Origin of the sequence: Stenotrophomonas sp. FR012, assembly GCF_047520565.2 — a bacterium.
In the GTDB taxonomy this organism is placed as follows: domain Bacteria; phylum Pseudomonadota; class Gammaproteobacteria; order Xanthomonadales; family Xanthomonadaceae; genus Stenotrophomonas; species Stenotrophomonas sepilia.
Map to the genome: position 1 here is coordinate 23,972 of NZ_JAXBQL020000011.1, position 14,662 is coordinate 38,633.

Here is a 14,662-nt window from a genome sequence, read left to right on the forward strand (position 1 = left end):
GAGCTCCTGCCCTGGGGGTCAACGCTGACTGATCAATACGTGGGTCAATGTCGCATTGTCAGGGGCCAGAGTGAGTACAACCTCAGCACCGTTCACTGGCGCGGTCCAGTAAGGGCGTGAGTCAGGGGCATCAGGCCGAGGTGGATATTGCGCGGTTCCCTCCCAGATGACTTCTTTGAGCGCGACGCTCGGTGGCGCGACATCGAAGGTCAGCTTCGCCTGCGCAGGATTATCGACAGCACTTCTCAGTGAGATGTTCCGAACTTCAAGGCCGCCCAACATTCCACGTTCTGCGGTTCGCTCGTCTCTCAGGCCCTGCCGGGTCGGTTTTCCAAGATGCGTGTGAAGCTGTTCGTTCAACGCATCGATATCGCCAAAACGCACATTGGACAATCGCTCGATGCTGTTCTTGAATCGCTCCATACCAGCTTCACTCCCTGATTTGATGGCCTGTCTTTGATTCACATGATCTGATGGGGGCGGCGTCGCGGCGCTCGAACATGCTGTCAGCACCAGCGCCGGAATAACGATCGCGAGGCGACGACGCGCTGCGATCCAGAGGCGGCGCCGAAGTCCGCGTTTTGATGAAGAATCGCATTTCTCGACCCACGCATCCATGAAAGCATCTCTCGCGCCACTGTCACGCTCTTGAATCTAGCACAGCATCTTTTGACTGCGGATTGGGTCCGTGATCCGTGCCTTGGGTGTGCGCTTGCACGCCAGCGCAGCATAAGCACAGGCGCCGATCATGATGCGTCGGCGCGGCGCCGGTCGCAAAGGCGATGGAACGAAAATGAAGAAACCGCCATTCGCTGGTTTTCTCGTCCCAACCCGGTGAGTCAACTCACTGTATGGCGCGGACAGATCCTTCGATCAATGCCGCACACACACTGCGACCGCCGCAGCCTCAGCTACCCACCTGCAACGCCACATACTCCGCCAGCCCCCGGCAGGCCAGCATCAGCCCTTCGCGCGTGCCGTCGCCGATGTCGTCCTTCTCTTCCCCGTCCACGCGCACGCGCTCGGTGGCGTGGTACAGCTCCAACAGCGACACCAGGCCAACCGCAGCGCGATCCCGGCGTGCGGCGGCCACGGCCTGGCCGGGTGTGCTGGCGGGCCCCGTCCACGGCTGTCCATCGGCGGCGTCACCGGCGCGGATGCGCTGCAGGCAGCTGGGCAGGTTGATGGACGCAGGCGCCTCGTTCGCAGCGGCGAAAGCGGCTTCCAATGGCTGCGCCAGTTCAGGTGGCAGACGCAGAGCCGCCTCGCCGAGGGTGGCGGTCAGGTACGGGTGGTAGTTTCTGGACATGCGGGCATCCTCGGCAGGAACAGAGATGCCACCGGAGAAGGGTGGCGGGCGATACGTGGTTTCCAATCCCGGGACTGAATTAGCCGGTGGGCACGAGGCCCCCACGCACCGCCCGCCGTCGATCGGCGAACGGATTGCCAGCCGGCGCCGCACCTGGAAAGGACGACGCCGGCTGGCAAGCGTATACAGCTTTCAGTCTTCGGGTTGGAAATCCCGGCCCCCTCGCTGAAGGTGGCGATTCATCATGCGCACGCGAAATCCCCGCCTGCCAGTCGTTTGTTTCGATGGCATCGGGTGATCTGAGAGGAAAAATGAATTATCGCGTTTGGCCCGTTTCGGGCATCGCAATGCCAGAAGCGACAGATTGCGCAGTGGCGCCATCAGCGAGAAATCTGCCCGAACCATCGCTGCCGCATGCCCTGAGCTGGCCCACGAAGTAAAGGTGACTTAACAGCCCGGGCAAGGCTCCACAGCTACCATAGCAAACACAAACGCCCGAATGCGCTGCCGGCTTTTTGATTCTCCTCACAGACCATTTGCAGACCCCCGACACATACTGGGGACACATGCCCTTCGGGACACGCCCATGCGTCGCCACGCCCTGCGGCTCACCGTCGCACTGTTGGTCACAACCTTCTCAGCCCCGGCCATGGCCGCCGTGCCGTTCTTCAACGCCAGCTGCCCGGGCGGCATCGATGTTCACGCAGACGATGGCGGGCCGGTCTACGTGCAGGGCCGCGAGACGGCGCTGAAGCGCTTCAACGACCGCTATTTCGAAGCACGCGATACCAACAGCGGCATCACCCTGTCGATCATCCGCAACGATGACGGTACGCCGCAGATCAGCTACACCGACCGAGGCGGCGCCAATGGCATCTGTCAGGTCAGTACCAGCGGCACGCCCGCGCCCGCTGCAAGCAGCGCCCGCCCTCGCGACGCTGCCGCCGGCGATGCCGCGCTGCCGCGCGAAGTCACCTGCGAATCCACTGGCGAGCAGCAGGTGTCGTGCGATCTGAATACCCGCGGCAATGTGGAAATCGTGCGCCAGCTCAGCCGCACCCGCTGCGAGGAAGGCAGGAACTGGGGCCTGTCGCGGCACTCGGTGTGGGTCAATGGCGGCTGCCGCGCGGTGTTCCGCAATGTGTCTTCGGTGACCACCCCGGCGCCGGCAGGCGATACCGCGTTGGGCGCCTGCAACATGCGCAAGGGCGCTCAGGGCGCGCTGGTCACCCAGATGCCGGTGGGCAGCGATTACCAGGAACTGATCATCGATTATCCCGACGGCCGTTTCCTGTGCATGATGCGCAACAACGGTCAGGTGCAGAGCCTGACGCCGGTTCACCGCCGCGGCGGTTGAGGCGCGGCGGCGGCGTGTCTAAGGGGGCAGCGCGGTGCGCGTTGCCCCCGTTCCGCTACTGCTGGTTCACCGGGTCATTTCCCTTCTTGTAGGTGTAGCCAGTTACGTTCCAGCCGCCTCCATGGCCGGATGAGGGCTCCACCCAGGTGAATTCCCACGTCTGCAGGGAGCCGTCGGGGAGCAGGTTTTCCACCCGGTAGATCTCACCGGGAATTCCCTGGTCTGGCAGTTTTCCAGGAATCGATTCATCCGAGCGTGCAGACGCGAGGCCTACGGAGACTGCCTGTCGTTCCACCTGTACGTTGCCGTAGCCCTGCGGGGCGAACGACGGCTTCACCCGCTGCGCCACCCAGTCGAGTACCTGGCGTGCGCCTGCCGTCTGCATGGGATACGCGTCGGTGGTCACCGTATGCGTGATGCGTTGCGAGGGTGCACTGGCAGCGGCGGGAAACAGTCCGCCCAGGGCAATTGCCAGTACCGCAAGTCCATTGAGTGCATGTTTCATGCGCGTGGTGCTCCATGATTGAGGAAGTGAGGCGGCACCTTCAGGGTGCCTGCGCAGCGTGGACACAACAACAGCCTTGCGTAAGAGGCGAAACCGACCGGGATGTGAGGTGGATCGCGGAAGGTCCAATTCCTGACGACCCAGCGCTGGAATGCCTGACCGGATACGGCTGGCAGGCCGCGGCGATCTGACCCATGCCCTGCTGCACCGCCGCGAGTGGTGTCACACAGCTCTGGCTAGACTGTGCTTCTTTTTCCGCACCGCAGGAGGCACCCATGGCCCATCCCATTTCCGTATCCCTGATTGGCGTTCCCACCGATGTCGGTGCGGGCCATCGCGGCGCACGGCTGGGGCCGGAGGCGCTGCGCGTGGCGGGCCTGCCGGAGGCGCTGGAAGCGCGCGGCGTGGACGTGCGCGACGTGGGCAACCTGGATGGCCCGCGCAACCCGTGGACCGCGCCGGTGGAGGGCTACCGCCACCTGGATGAGGTGGTGGCCTGGAACCGCGCACTGATGGAAGCCAGCTACGCCGAGCTGCAGGCCGGGCGCATGCCGATCATGCTCGGTGGCGACCATTGCCTGGGCATCGGTTCGATCACCGCCGTTGCGCGCTGGTGCCGCGAGCAGGGGAAGAATCTGCGCGTGCTGTGGCTGGATGCGCATTCGGACTTCAACACCAGCGATGTCACGCCGTCGGGCAACATCCACGGCATGCCGGTGGCCTGCCTGTGCGGCCTCGGCCCGGACGCGCTGACCCGTCTGGGCGGCAGCGCACCGGCGATCACCCCGGCGCAGATGCACCAGATCGGCATCCGCTCGGTGGACCCGGAAGAGAAGCGCCTGATCAAGACCCACAAGGTGGATGTCTATGACATGCGCTACATCGACGAGAACGGCATGAAGCGTGCCGTGGAAGCGGCGCTGGCCGGCATTGATGAGAACACCCACCTGCACGTCAGCTTCGATGTGGATTTCCTCGACCCCAGCATCGCGCCGGGCGTCGGCACCACGGTGCCGGGTGGGGTGAACTATCGGGAGGCGCAGCTGGTGATGGAAATGATCGCCGATACCGGGCGCATGGGATCGCTGGACATCGTCGAGCTCAACCCCTTGCTGGACAAGCAGAATGCCACCGCCGAACTGGCCGTGGACCTGGTGGAAAGCCTGTTCGGCAAGTCCACCCTGATGCGCGACTGACCGCCCCCTGCTGAACGGATCGCCGAACCGTTCACGCCCGCTCCACGCCCCTGCCGCCAGATTGCACTTCACGCGGCGGCAGTGGGCATTGGTGCCCTCCCGCCGAGCGAAAGAATCCCATCCGCGAATGAAGCGGTATAGCGGCGAACCCAAGGAGAAGCCCATGAAGCGCGTAGTTGCCCTGATGCTGTTGTCGATGTTCTCGGTGGCCCTGCTGGCCGGTTGCAACACCGTGGCCGGTGCCGGCAAGGACGTGCAGAAGGCCGGTGAAAAGGTTGAGGATGCCGCCAAGGGCCGTTGAGCCTGAAGTGGAACGGAAAGCAAAAAGGCCGGGGGGATCTCCCCGGCCTTTTTGCTTGCGCGTTTCTCTGCAGCGTACGTGTCGAAGCGTAGTGAACCATTCAAGCAGGTGAGCGTGCATTTCATTGCCGGTTGACCGGCATTCAACAGCTGCTGCGCGAAGCTGGAGCCACGGTAAGAACGCCGTTGCAACCAAGGACTCCCAGCAATGAACAAAGACATCATTTCCGGCAAGTGGTCGCAGCTGAAGGGCAAGGCCCAGGCCAAGTGGGGCGATCTGACCAACGACGACTTCGATGTGGCCGAAGGCAATGCCGAGTATCTGGCCGGCCGCCTGCAGGAACGTTATGGCTGGGCCAAGGACCGCGCGGAGAAGGAAGTGCGTGAGTTCCAGGACGCGGTGAGCAAGGACTACCCGGACTACAAGTAAGCGCTTCGGTTTCCCCCACATCACGACGCCCGCACCGTGAGGTTGCGGGCGTCGTGTTGTCTGCGCGGGACGATCAGCGGGCCGGAGGGTCCGGCACGTAGCGGTTGGGGAACGCCTGCGGTTCGCGCGGCAGGCGCGAGGGCGCGTCGACCAGGATGCCGCGCGCACGCAGGTTGCGGGCACTGTCGTAGCGCAGCTGCAATACCTGTGCAGGGCTGCGGCTGGCACGTTCGAAGTCGGTGTCGCGTACCGAGGATTGCTCGCGTGCGCCATGGCCGGTACCCAGCGCCGGGGCCTGCGACTTGCTGGCGTAACCCTCGATGCGGCTGGCACTGGCGTCGGCCGCCGCTTCGGCCTGTGCGGCTGGAGCCGGCGGCGGCAGGCCACGGCGCAGGATCGGCTCGGGGCGCCAGCGACGCGCTTCCTCGAACACGGCCACGCCGACCACACCGATGTTGTCCGGGCGGCCGGTGCGGCTGGCATAGCTGCCGCTGGGGCTGCTGAACACGAACTGCGCCACTTCGTCCTGGCTCTTGCGCCAGCCGGTGATGTCGGCGCGCTGGCCGGGATTGAGCACGTAGCCGGTCTGCGAGGGATCGGCATCCTCGCCGGAGATGGCGTTGACGCCGTCCACCGACAGCACTACCAGTACCCGGCGAGGGCTGTCGTTGTACAGGCGCACGGCGTAGCGGTGGCCGCGCTCGCCGGCCACCCAGCGCTGGCCGTCGGCAGGGTAGCTGCGCAGTTCGGTGCCGCGGTCGCGGTCGACCAGGGCCATGCGCACGGGGCCGCCGTCGTACACCGGCGGCGGCAGGGGAGCCGGGCGGAAACCGGCCAGGGGCAGGATCAGCAGCAGGGGCAGCAGGCGTTTCATCGGGCGTCTCCAGCGGGGTTGCGTGAATGAACGCGCCGCAGGCCCTGACGGGGTTGGTGGCGTGCAAGGTAAACTGGCCCCGTTCATCGAAGGTTACCCCACGCAGTCATGACGACCCGAGTCCTTACCGGCATCACCCCCTCCGGCACGCCCCACCTGGGCAACTACGTTGGCGCCATCCGTCCGGCGATCGCGGCCAGCCGCGCGCCGGGGATCGAGAGCTTCTTCTTCCTGGCCGACCTGCACAGCCTGATCAAGTCGCAGGACCCGCAGCGCACCCAGCGCGCGACCCTGGAGATCGCGGCCAGCTGGCTGGCCTGCGGCCTGGACCCGGAACACGTGTGGTTCTACCGCCAGAGCGACATCCGTGAGACCACCGAGCTGATGTGGTTCCTGACCGCCATCGCCAGCAAGGGCATCCTCAACCGCGCGCACGCCTACAAGGCGGCAGTGGACAAGAACCGCGAGGAAGGCGTGGACGAGGACGCAGGCGTCAGCGCCGGTCTGTTCATGTACCCGGTGCTGATGGCCGCCGACATCCTGATCTTCAAGGCCAACCAGGTACCGGTGGGCCGTGACCAGATCCAGCACATCGAGATGGCGCGCGATTTCGCCCAGCGCTTCAACCACGTGTACGGCAAGGAGTACTTCCCGCTGCCGGACGTGGTGATCGATGAGCAGGTGGCAACGCTGGCGGGCCTGGATGGCCGCAAGATGAGCAAGAGCTACCACAACACCATTCCGCTGTTCGTGCCGCGCGAGGAGCTGAAGAAGCTGGTGTTCTCGATCCTGACCGACTCGCGCGCACCGGGCGAGCCGAAGGACACCGAGGGCTCGGCGCTGTTCCAGATGTACCAGGCGTTCGCCACGCCGGAACAGACCGCGGAATTCGCCAGGGCCTTCGCCGCCGGCATCAGTTGGGGCGACGCCAAGCAGCAGCTGTTCGAGCGTATCGACAGCGAGCTGTCGCCGCTGCGCGAGCGCTACAACGCGCTGATGGCCGAGCCGGAGAAGATCGAAGCGCTGCTCAAGCGCCGTGGCCAGCAGCTGCGCGAGCAGCTGGCGGCACCGCTGCTGGACGAGCTGCGCCATGCGGTGGGCCTGCGTGACCTGTCCAGTGCCGGTGACATCGCCAGCGAAGATGCCGGCGTGGCCCGCGTGGCGCCGCCGCAGTTCAAGCAGTACCGCGAAAAGGACGGCCGCTTCTACTTCAAGCTGACCGCCGGTGACGGCACGCTGCTGATCCAGAGCGAAGGCTTCGATTCGCCACGCGATGCCGGCCAGTTGATTGCGGTGATCAAGCAGGCCGAGCAGGGCGACCAGTTGCAGAGCGAGCTGTTCAAGCTGGAAACCGAGGTGGACGCCGTGCTGGCCGCCCTGGCTGCGTTGCGCGAAGCTGCCTGATCGCCGGGCCTGCCTGCCCTTTGTAGAGTCGAGCCATGCTCGACCCGGCTCCGCCTCTGTAGAGCCGAGTCCACGCTCGGCTGCTTTGCTAACCAGCCGAGCATGGGCTCGGCTCTACAGGGAAGACCCCCGCCAGCACGACCGTGGCACAGCACCCATGGCATGATGTCCGCGCGCCTCTGGCGCGATGACATGGAGTCTGCGATGGCCTGGTTGTCGCTGCTGCTGTTCCTGCCCTGGTTCCTGCTGCTGGGCAGCCTGTACTGGCTGTTTCCGCGCCAGCCGCGCAGCGCGCGGCGGCGCCTGTTCGATGGCACCACCCTGGTCGTGGCGTTCGCGCTGAGCATCGTGTCGATGCTGTGGGGCTACCGCATTGGCGTGGTGCAGCCCGGCGCCGGCCCGATCTGGCCGCAGGTGCTGGCGGTGCTGTATGCCTATGGCGCGTTCCTGGCGGTGCTGGTGCTGGCGTTGCTGCTGCGGCCGCGGTTCGGATTGCGTTCTGGCTGATCGGTAGTGCCGGCCGCTGGCCGGCGGCACATGCATTCTCCCGGCCATCCCGAGGTTGCCGGCCAGCGGCCGGCACTACCCGACCAAAGCCGCATCGAACCCGGACCGCCTGCGCGCCTACCATGGGCGTCTGTTTCCGAGACTGCCAGGTGCGTGCCGATGACCGCCGATCCCAGCATCCACACCATCGATACCGGCTTCCAGCGCCCGGACTTCGACGCGGCCTACCTGATCGTTGAAAACGGCCGCGCGGCCTTCGTCGACTGCGGCACCGGCCTGTCTGTGCCGGCGATGCTGCAGGCGCTGGTGGACGCTGGCCTGGGCGTGGATGCCGTGGACTGGCTGCTGCTCACGCACGTGCACCTGGACCACGCCGGCGGCGCCGGACTGCTGATGCAGCAGCTGCCCAACGCAAAGGCGGTGCTGCATCCGCGCGGTGCGCCGCACATGATCGACCCGACCCGGCTGATTGCGGGTGCGACGGCGGTGTACGGCGCCGAGGAGATCGCGCGCAGCTACGGCCGCATCGAGCCGATTCCCGAACACCGCGTGGTGGTGGCCGAAGACGGCCACCGCATCGATCTCGCTGGCCGCGAGCTGGTGCTGCTGCACACGCCGGGCCACGCACTGCACCATTATTGCGTGTGGGATGCGCGCAGCCGCAGCTGGTTCACTGGCGATACGTTCGGCATCTCCTACCGCGAGCTGGACAGCGCGCAGGGCGCTTTCATCTTCCCGACTTCCTCGCCGGTGCAGTTCGACCCGGAGGCGATGAAGGCCTCGATCCGACGCATGCTGGGCTACGGCCCGCAGGCGATGTACCTGACCCACTATGGGCGCGTGCAGCAGGTGCAGAAACTGGCCAACGACCTGTTCGAACAGATCGATGCGATGGCCGCGATCGGCCGCCAGTGCGATGGCCGGCCGGACCGCCACCGCTGCCTGCTGGCCGCACTGCAGGCGCTGTACCTGGAACGGGCGCAGCAGCATGGTTGTGCGCTGGACGATGCGGCGGTGATTGCCGTGCTGGCGATGGACATCGAACTCAACGCACAGGGCCTGGCCTGCTGGCTGGATCGCATCAGCAGGTAGATCAACGCGATGCGTGGATGACACAGGCCCAAGCCGCGCCGTGGTGTCACGACCACGTTACACTCTGGTGACTTCCAAGCTAGCCGTGGTACTGCCGTGAATCCGATGCGCGTGTTGCTGCTGTCGTCCTGCCTGTTCGTCGGGGGCCTGGCCCATGCGGCCAACGACCTGCCGGGTGGCGGCATCGATCCGCAGGCACTGTCGCGGCATGTGCGTGTGCTGGCGTCGGATGAGTTCGAGGGCCGCGCACCGGCCACCGAGGGCGAAGAGCGCACGGTGCAGTACCTGATCGAGCAGTTCCGCAGCTATGGCCTGCAGCCGGGCGGCGTGGACGGCAGCTGGGTGCAGCCGGTGCCGCTGGTGCGCGCGCAGCTGGAGGGTGAGGCCAAGGCCAGCCTGTCGCTGAAGCAGGGCAAGCGTGCGCTGGCCAATGGCGTGGACGTGACCCTGCAGAGCCTGCAGCCGCGCAAGCGCGTGCAGATCAAGGATGCACCGTTGGTGTTCGTCGGCTACGGCATCGACGCACCGGAACGCCACTGGAACGACTACAAGGACGTGGACCTGCACGGCAAGATCGCCGTGGTGCTGATCAACGACGCCGACTTCGAGGCCGACGCGCCGGGCGCGTTCGATGGCAAGGCGGTGACCTACTACGGCCGGTGGACCTACAAGTTCGAGGAAGCCGCACGCCGGGGTGCCGAAGGCGTGCTGATCGTGCACGAGACCGCGCCGGCCGCGTATGGCTGGGCCACGGTAAAGAGCTCGGGCACTTCGCCGCTGTTCGACATCGAGCGCGGCCACGCCGAAGCGATGGCGCAGCACACCCCGCTGCGCGGCTGGATGCAGCGCGAGCTGGCCGAGGCGATCTTCGCCGACGCCGGCCTCGACTTCGATGCGGAGAAGCGCAAGGCGATGCGTGCCGACTTCCGCCCGGTGGCACTGGACAACGCGAAATTGAGCGTGGATTTCGCGCTCAAGCGCGAGCAGGTGGTGACCCGCAACGTGGTCGCCAAGCTGCCCGGTGGTGAACATGCTGACGAGGCCGTGATCTTCTCCGCGCACTGGGATGCGTTCGGCATCGGTCAGCCCGACGCCAAGGGGGACCGCATCCGCCGCGGTGCGATCGACAACGCCACCGGCGTGGCCACGGTGCTGGAGCTGGGTCGGGTGTTCGCTGCCGGCCCGCAGCCACAGCGCACGCTGTACTTCGTGGCGCTGACCGCTGAAGAGAAGGGCCTGCTGGGGGCCAGCTACTATGCTGCGCACCCGCTGGCGCCGCTGGACAAGACCGCTGCGGTGCTGAACATCGAGATGTTCAGCCCGGATGGCCCGACCCGCGACATTGCCTCGTGGGGCAAGGGCCGGGTGTCGTTGGAAGGCGATCTGGAGCGCGTGGCCAAGGCCCGTGGCCGCAGCTACAGTCCGGACCCGAACCTGGAAGCCGGCTTCTTCTACCGTGCCGATCACTTTGCCTTCGCCCGCCTGGGCGTGCCGGCGATCACCATCGGCCCGGGCCTGGACAAGCTGGACGGTGGCGTTGAAGGCGGCCGCGCGCTGCGCGAAAAGTACTTCGCCGACTGCTACCACCAGGCCTGTGATGCCTGGACGCCGAGCTGGGACCCGAGCGGCCACGCTGCCGACACGCTGCTGGTCTACGACCTGGGTGCCGAGCTGGCCAACAGCCGCCGCTGGCCGACGTGGGAAAAGGAATCGGAGTTCCGCGGCGCGCGCGACAAGAGCGAAGCGGCCCGCCGCTGAGTAATGCCGGCCGCTGGCCGGCAACTCCCTGCTCTTTCCGGAGGTTCATGAGGTTGCCGGCCAGCGGCCGGCACTACCGAAAGACGGCGGCTTTGCCGGCCAGCGGCCGGCACTACCCGCGCCGTCGCAGCAGCTTCCACGCGCCCCAGCCGCCGGCGGCGAGCGCGGCCAGATAGCACGCCGCCATCGTGCGCAGGCCGACCAGCGGCCCCGCGTTGACGCCGCGATGCAGCCGCAGGTGCAGCGAGCTGTGGCCGCTGCCCAGGTCCATCGCCAGCTGCAGCGCCAGCGCGGCGCAGAACACCAGCAGGGCGATCCCGAAACCCGTGCGCGGCCACGTGGCCTGCGCGTTGGGGCGGCGCAGCACCCAGGCCAATGCCGTGGCTGCGGCCAGCGTCACCGCGATCCACATCAGCGTGGTGGCGGGAGACGTAGCGGCCACCGGCATTGCGCCAGTGGCCGCGATCAGGGCAACGCGCTTACTTGCGGGTGCCGTCGAGCCAGTTCGGGCCCTTGTTGGTAAGGAAGAACACATAGACCACCAACGATACCGCGATCGTGGCGGTCACGTAGATGGCGAACCAATCGACGTGGCCGGTCTTCAGCGCGCCCTGGTACAGCAGCGGGGCGGTGCCGCCGAACAGCGAGTTGGCCAGCGCATAGCCCAGGCCCACGCCCAGTGCACGCACGTGGGTGGGGAACAGCTCGGCCTTCACCACCGCGTTGATCGAGGTGTAGCCGGTGAGGATGACGAATGCCAGCGCCAGGGTCAGGAAGGCCAGGGTGGCGTCATGCTGGTGCGGCAGCTGGGTGATCAGGTACCAGCTGTACAGCACGCCGCCGACGCCGAAGAACACCAGCAGGGTCTTGCGGCCGATGATGTCCGACAGCCAGCCGCCGACCGGTTGCAGCACCATCAGGAAGGCCAGCACGCCCAGGTTGATCAGGGTGCCGGTCATCGGGTCGTTGCCGGCGAAGGCGCTCTGGATCATCTTCGGGCCGTTCACCGAGTAGGTGTAGAAGGCCACGGTGCCGCCAGCGGTGATCAGGAAGCACAGCAGCAGCGGCCGCCACTGGTGCACGAACAACTCGTACATCGAACCGGACTTCTTTGCCTTGCCCTCGCGCGCGGCCTCGATGGACGACTCCGACAGCGATTCGTCCATGCCCCGGCGCAGCCAGAACACCACCACCGCAGCGATGCCACCGATACCGAAGGCGATGCGCCAGCCCCACTCGGAGATCTCCGGCTTGCCCCAGAAGGTCAGCATCAGCAGCAGGGTCAGCTGGGCCAGCACGTGGCCGCCGACCAGGGTGACGTAGTGGAACGAGGACAGGAAGCCGCGACGGCCCGGAATGGCGGCCTCGGACATGTAAGTGGCGCTGGCACCATACTCGCCGCCAGTGGCGAAGCCCTGCAGCAGGCGCGCGAACAACAGGATCACGGCGGCCCAGATGCCGATGCTGGCGGCGGTGGGGGTGATGGCGATGAGGAACGAGCACAGCGCCATCAACGTGACCGAGACGGTCAGCGCCAGGCGGCGGCCGTGGCGGTCGGCGAAGCGGCCGAAGAACCAGGCGCCGATCGGGCGCATCAGGAAGGTCGCCGCGAAGATCGCCCACACGTACAGGGTGGAGTTCTTGTCGTCCGGCGAGAAGAACTGCGATTCGAAGTACACGGCGAACACCGAGTACACGTAGACGTCATACCACTCCACCAGGTTGCCGGCGGAGCCTTTGAGGGTGTTGGAGATCGACCGCCGCAAGGCGGCACGGTCGTTCGCGGGGACAACAGGTTGGGACGTGGTGCTCATCTGGGTGGAAATCCTCGATGCGGCGCGTCCGTGCGCAGGGAAAACGGCGTCCGGTCTTGGGGCGGCGCGGCCGGGCAGCCTTCTTGGTACTGCATCGGCCGTCAACACGGGGTAGCAGACCAGAGCAGGGTGCATGGATGGATGACAGCGTGCCACCGTATGGGGTCCCGGACCATACTCAAAACGTCCTAGAATCCGCCTTCCCCCGGCTCCCTGGTGTGTCATGTCGGCTCCCCCCTCTTCGTCTGCGGCTGCCCCCCGGGGTGGCCTTGTCGCGCTGGCACTGCTGCTGGTCTACGTGGTCTGGGGCTCGACCTATCTGGGCATCGCCAAGGCCCTGCACGGCGGCGCACTGCCGCTGACGATGGTCTCCGGCAGCCGCTTCATCATTGCCGGCGGCCTGATGTTCCTGGCCTTGCGCCTGTTCTGGAAGCTGCCGAACCCGACGCTGCGGCAGTGGCGCAACCTGGTCATCATGGGCGTGACCATGCTGGTGCTGGGCAACGGCATGGTAGTGCTGGCCGAGCGCGAGGTGTCCTCGGGCCTGGCCGCCACGGCGGTGGCCTCGGTGCCGCTGTGGATGGCGCTGTTCTCGGCGCTGCGCGGGCAACATGCCAACCGTGGTGAGTGGCTGGGCATCGCCATCGGCTTCCTCGGCGTGGTCTGGCTCAACGCCGGCAGCAGCCTGACCGGCTCGCCGACCGGGCTGGTGCTGCTGCTGATCGCGCCGATCGGCTGGGCGTTCGGTTCTGTGTGGGCACGCGGCCTGGACCTGCCGGGTCCGTTCATGACCGCGGCCGGGCAGATGATCTGCGGCGGCGTGCTGCTGGTGCTGATCGGCCTGGCGGTGGGCGAGCGCCCGACCACGCTGCCCGATACCGGTGGCCTGCTGGCGATGGCCTATCTGTGCGTGTTCGGCTCCATCGTCGCGTTCACTGCCTACGTGTGGCTGCTGCAGAACGTGCGCCCGGCGCTCGCGGGCAGCTACGCGTATGTCAATCCGGTGATCGCGGTGCTGCTGGGCGCGCTGCTCAACGGTGAGCGCTTCGGTTGGCGCGACCTGCTGGCGATGGCGGTGATTCTTCTGGGTGTGGTGGTGCTGACAATGGCAAGGACGAGAAAGAAGTGAGCATGGACGAGAAAGAACAACGCCGGGGCCTGCTGGTCACTGCATCCACCTTCGTGATCTGGGGCCTGGTGCCGGTCTATTGGCACCTGCTCAACGAGGTGCCCTCGTTCCAGATCATCGCCCACCGCATCATCTGGAGCACGGTGCTGGTGCTGAGTTGGCTGTTGATCAGTGCGCGCCTGGGCTGGTGGCGGAAGATCGCCGCGCAGCCGCGCGCGCTGCCGATCCTGCTGGTGTCGAGCCTGACCATCGCGTTCAACTGGGGCCTGTACATCTGGGCGGTCAACGCCGGTCATGTCATCGAGACCAGCCTGGGCTACTTCATCAACCCGCTGGTGAACGTGCTGCTGGGCGTGCTGGTGCTGAAGGAACGGCTGCGCCGGCTGCAGTGGGTAGCGGTGGCAATGGCGGCGGTGGGCGTGGCCTGGCTGACCATCGATGCAGGTACGCCACCGTGGATCGCGCTGGGCCTGGCCTGTTCGTTCGGCTTGTATGGCCTGCTGCGCAAGCTGGTCTCGGTCGACCCGGTGGCCGGCCTCGGCGTGGAGAGCATGTACCTGTTCCTGCCGGCGCTGGCGTTTGCGATCTGGGCCGAGAACGGCCACGGCGGTGCGTTCTTCCATGGTTGGGGCTGGCGCAACGACCTGCTGCTGATCTTCGGCGGCGCGGTCACCGCAGTACCGCTGATCGGCTTCGCCTACGGCGTGAAGCGCATTCCGCTGTCGCTGGTCGGCATCCTGCAGTACATCGCGCCGAGCCTGCAGCTTCTGCTGGGTGTGTTCTTCTTCCATGAGGCATTCGACACTGCCAAGGCGATCGGGTTTGCAGCGATCTGGGCTGGCCTGGTGCTGTTCGTCGGCGACAACATCCGCACGATGCGCGCCAAGCGCTAGCGCCGGCGGGGATCCGACCCTGCTTCCACGCAAAAAAAGAACGGCGCCCCGAGGGGCGCCGTTCTGCTTCCATCCACGGCCAGGAGAGAGGGAT

General features: G+C 66.4%; 16 protein-coding genes. 10 read left to right on the forward strand and 6 right to left on the reverse strand.

Features of this window, described 5'->3' with window-relative positions; genetic code table 11:
• Window positions 1-18: 18 nt before the first annotated feature.
• Window positions 19-618 carry a hypothetical protein gene (locus tag ACM0O9_RS16415; protein ID WP_139726619.1) on the reverse strand — a complete coding sequence of 200 codons (600 nt, stop codon included), beginning with the start codon at window positions 616-618 and terminating at the stop codon, window positions 19-21.
• A gap of 289 nt (window positions 619-907) precedes the next feature.
• The gene (locus ACM0O9_RS16420; protein WP_065196026.1) at window positions 908-1,309 is read right to left on the reverse strand and encodes a hypothetical protein; all 402 of its coding nucleotides are present in this window, start codon (window positions 1,307-1,309) and stop codon (window positions 908-910) included.
• Between the two features lie 586 nt (window positions 1,310-1,895).
• On the opposite strand from ACM0O9_RS16420, the gene ACM0O9_RS16425 reads away from it, so the two are divergent.
• A complete protein-coding gene (locus ACM0O9_RS16425) occupies window positions 1,896-2,666 on the forward strand; it encodes a DUF3011 domain-containing protein (RefSeq protein WP_065185632.1) in 771 nt (256 codons plus the stop codon).
• 55 nt (window positions 2,667-2,721) lie between these two features.
• On the opposite strand, the gene ACM0O9_RS16430 is transcribed toward ACM0O9_RS16425, so the two are convergent.
• Window positions 2,722-3,171, reverse strand: coding sequence for a hypothetical protein (locus ACM0O9_RS16430; RefSeq protein ID WP_065185633.1), 450 nt, complete (start codon window positions 3,169-3,171; stop codon window positions 2,722-2,724).
• A 275-nt stretch (window positions 3,172-3,446) separates the two neighbouring features.
• Between ACM0O9_RS16430 and rocF the strand changes: the two genes are divergently transcribed.
• From rocF to ACM0O9_RS16445, 3 genes are all read left to right on the forward strand, one after another.
• On the forward strand, window positions 3,447-4,367 hold the full coding sequence (gene rocF / locus ACM0O9_RS16435) for an arginase (protein ID WP_005420594.1): 921 nt from the start codon (window positions 3,447-3,449) through the stop codon (window positions 4,365-4,367).
• A gap of 163 nt (window positions 4,368-4,530) precedes the next feature.
• The gene (locus ACM0O9_RS16440; RefSeq protein WP_005407710.1) at window positions 4,531-4,668 is read left to right on the forward strand and encodes an entericidin A/B family lipoprotein; all 138 of its coding nucleotides are present in this window, start codon (window positions 4,531-4,533) and stop codon (window positions 4,666-4,668) included.
• A 207-nt stretch (window positions 4,669-4,875) separates the two neighbouring features.
• Window positions 4,876-5,097, forward strand: coding sequence for a CsbD family protein (locus tag ACM0O9_RS16445; RefSeq protein ID WP_004153772.1), 222 nt, complete (start codon window positions 4,876-4,878; stop codon window positions 5,095-5,097).
• A gap of 73 nt (window positions 5,098-5,170) precedes the next feature.
• On the opposite strand, the gene ACM0O9_RS16450 is transcribed toward ACM0O9_RS16445, so the two are convergent.
• Window positions 5,171-5,971: a hypothetical protein gene (locus ACM0O9_RS16450; protein WP_065185634.1), complete on the reverse strand. Its 801-nt coding sequence runs from the start codon at window positions 5,969-5,971 to the stop codon at window positions 5,171-5,173.
• 108 nt (window positions 5,972-6,079) lie between these two features.
• Between ACM0O9_RS16450 and ACM0O9_RS16455 the strand changes: the two genes are divergently transcribed.
• The 4 genes from ACM0O9_RS16455 to ACM0O9_RS16470 all read left to right on the forward strand — a co-directional run bounded on the left by ACM0O9_RS16455 (window position 6,080) and on the right by ACM0O9_RS16470 (window position 10,732).
• Complete coding sequence (locus ACM0O9_RS16455) at window positions 6,080-7,375, forward strand: tryptophan--tRNA ligase (RefSeq protein WP_065178978.1); 1,296 nt, start codon at window positions 6,080-6,082, stop codon at window positions 7,373-7,375.
• A 204-nt stretch (window positions 7,376-7,579) separates the two neighbouring features.
• Window positions 7,580-7,882: a hypothetical protein gene (locus tag ACM0O9_RS16460; protein WP_032954673.1), complete on the forward strand. Its 303-nt coding sequence runs from the start codon at window positions 7,580-7,582 to the stop codon at window positions 7,880-7,882.
• Between the two features lie 159 nt (window positions 7,883-8,041).
• Window positions 8,042-8,974, forward strand: a complete 933-nt coding sequence (locus ACM0O9_RS16465) for an MBL fold metallo-hydrolase (protein ID WP_065185635.1) — start codon at window positions 8,042-8,044, stop codon at window positions 8,972-8,974.
• 105 nt (window positions 8,975-9,079) lie between these two features.
• Complete coding sequence (locus ACM0O9_RS16470; RefSeq protein ID WP_053498772.1) at window positions 9,080-10,732, forward strand: M28 family metallopeptidase; 1,653 nt, start codon at window positions 9,080-9,082, stop codon at window positions 10,730-10,732.
• 112 nt (window positions 10,733-10,844) lie between these two features.
• Here ACM0O9_RS16470 and ACM0O9_RS16475 read toward each other — a convergent pair whose 3' ends face one another.
• Together ACM0O9_RS16475 and ACM0O9_RS16480 are read right to left on the reverse strand one after the other, a co-directional pair.
• Entirely contained in the window at window positions 10,845-11,180 is a 336-nt protein-coding gene (locus ACM0O9_RS16475; protein WP_231109056.1) for a hypothetical protein, read from the reverse strand.
• Window positions 11,181-11,211: 31 nt separating this feature from the next.
• Window positions 11,212-12,546, reverse strand: coding sequence for an MFS transporter (locus tag ACM0O9_RS16480; protein WP_005420583.1), 1,335 nt, complete (start codon window positions 12,544-12,546; stop codon window positions 11,212-11,214).
• Between the two features lie 223 nt (window positions 12,547-12,769).
• Here ACM0O9_RS16480 and yedA point away from each other — a divergent pair, with 223 nt between their 5' ends.
• Window positions 12,770-13,675 (forward strand): drug/metabolite exporter YedA, encoded by a 906-nt coding sequence (gene yedA, locus ACM0O9_RS16485; protein WP_235649713.1) that lies wholly within the window; start codon window positions 12,770-12,772, stop codon window positions 13,673-13,675.
• A complete protein-coding gene (gene rarD, locus ACM0O9_RS16490; protein WP_065185636.1) occupies window positions 13,672-14,568 on the forward strand; it encodes an EamA family transporter RarD in 897 nt (298 codons plus the stop codon). Before yedA ends, rarD begins: the two co-directional genes overlap by 4 nt.
• The last annotated feature ends 94 nt before the right edge of the window (window positions 14,569-14,662 follow it).

Excerpts from the sequence above, each read along its gene's own strand:
- ACM0O9_RS16415 (WP_139726619.1), bottom strand. The coding sequence starts at position 618 with ATGGATGCGTGGGTCGAGAAATGCGATTCTTCATCAAAACGCGGACTT.
- ACM0O9_RS16480 (WP_005420583.1), bottom strand. The coding sequence starts at position 12,546 with ATGAGCACCACGTCCCAACCTGTTGTCCCCGCGAACGACCGTGCCGCC.
- ACM0O9_RS16455 (WP_065178978.1), top strand. The coding sequence starts at position 6,080 with ATGACGACCCGAGTCCTTACCGGCATCACCCCCTCCGGCACGCCCCAC.
- ACM0O9_RS16430 (WP_065185633.1), bottom strand. The coding sequence starts at position 3,171 with ATGAAACATGCACTCAATGGACTTGCGGTACTGGCAATTGCCCTGGGC.
- ACM0O9_RS16425 (WP_065185632.1), top strand. The coding sequence starts at position 1,896 with ATGCGTCGCCACGCCCTGCGGCTCACCGTCGCACTGTTGGTCACAACC.
- ACM0O9_RS16450 (WP_065185634.1), bottom strand. The coding sequence starts at position 5,971 with ATGAAACGCCTGCTGCCCCTGCTGCTGATCCTGCCCCTGGCCGGTTTC.
- yedA (WP_235649713.1), top strand. The coding sequence starts at position 12,770 with ATGTCGGCTCCCCCCTCTTCGTCTGCGGCTGCCCCCCGGGGTGGCCTT.
- ACM0O9_RS16460 (WP_032954673.1), top strand. The coding sequence starts at position 7,580 with ATGGCCTGGTTGTCGCTGCTGCTGTTCCTGCCCTGGTTCCTGCTGCTG.
- ACM0O9_RS16470 (WP_053498772.1), top strand. The coding sequence starts at position 9,080 with ATGCGCGTGTTGCTGCTGTCGTCCTGCCTGTTCGTCGGGGGCCTGGCC.
- ACM0O9_RS16440 (WP_005407710.1), top strand. The coding sequence starts at position 4,531 with ATGAAGCGCGTAGTTGCCCTGATGCTGTTGTCGATGTTCTCGGTGGCC.
- ACM0O9_RS16445 (WP_004153772.1), top strand. The coding sequence starts at position 4,876 with ATGAACAAAGACATCATTTCCGGCAAGTGGTCGCAGCTGAAGGGCAAG.
- ACM0O9_RS16475 (WP_231109056.1), bottom strand. The coding sequence starts at position 11,180 with ATGCCGGTGGCCGCTACGTCTCCCGCCACCACGCTGATGTGGATCGCG.
- ACM0O9_RS16420 (WP_065196026.1), bottom strand. The coding sequence starts at position 1,309 with ATGTCCAGAAACTACCACCCGTACCTGACCGCCACCCTCGGCGAGGCG.
- ACM0O9_RS16465 (WP_065185635.1), top strand. The coding sequence starts at position 8,042 with ATGACCGCCGATCCCAGCATCCACACCATCGATACCGGCTTCCAGCGC.
- rocF (WP_005420594.1), top strand. The coding sequence starts at position 3,447 with ATGGCCCATCCCATTTCCGTATCCCTGATTGGCGTTCCCACCGATGTC.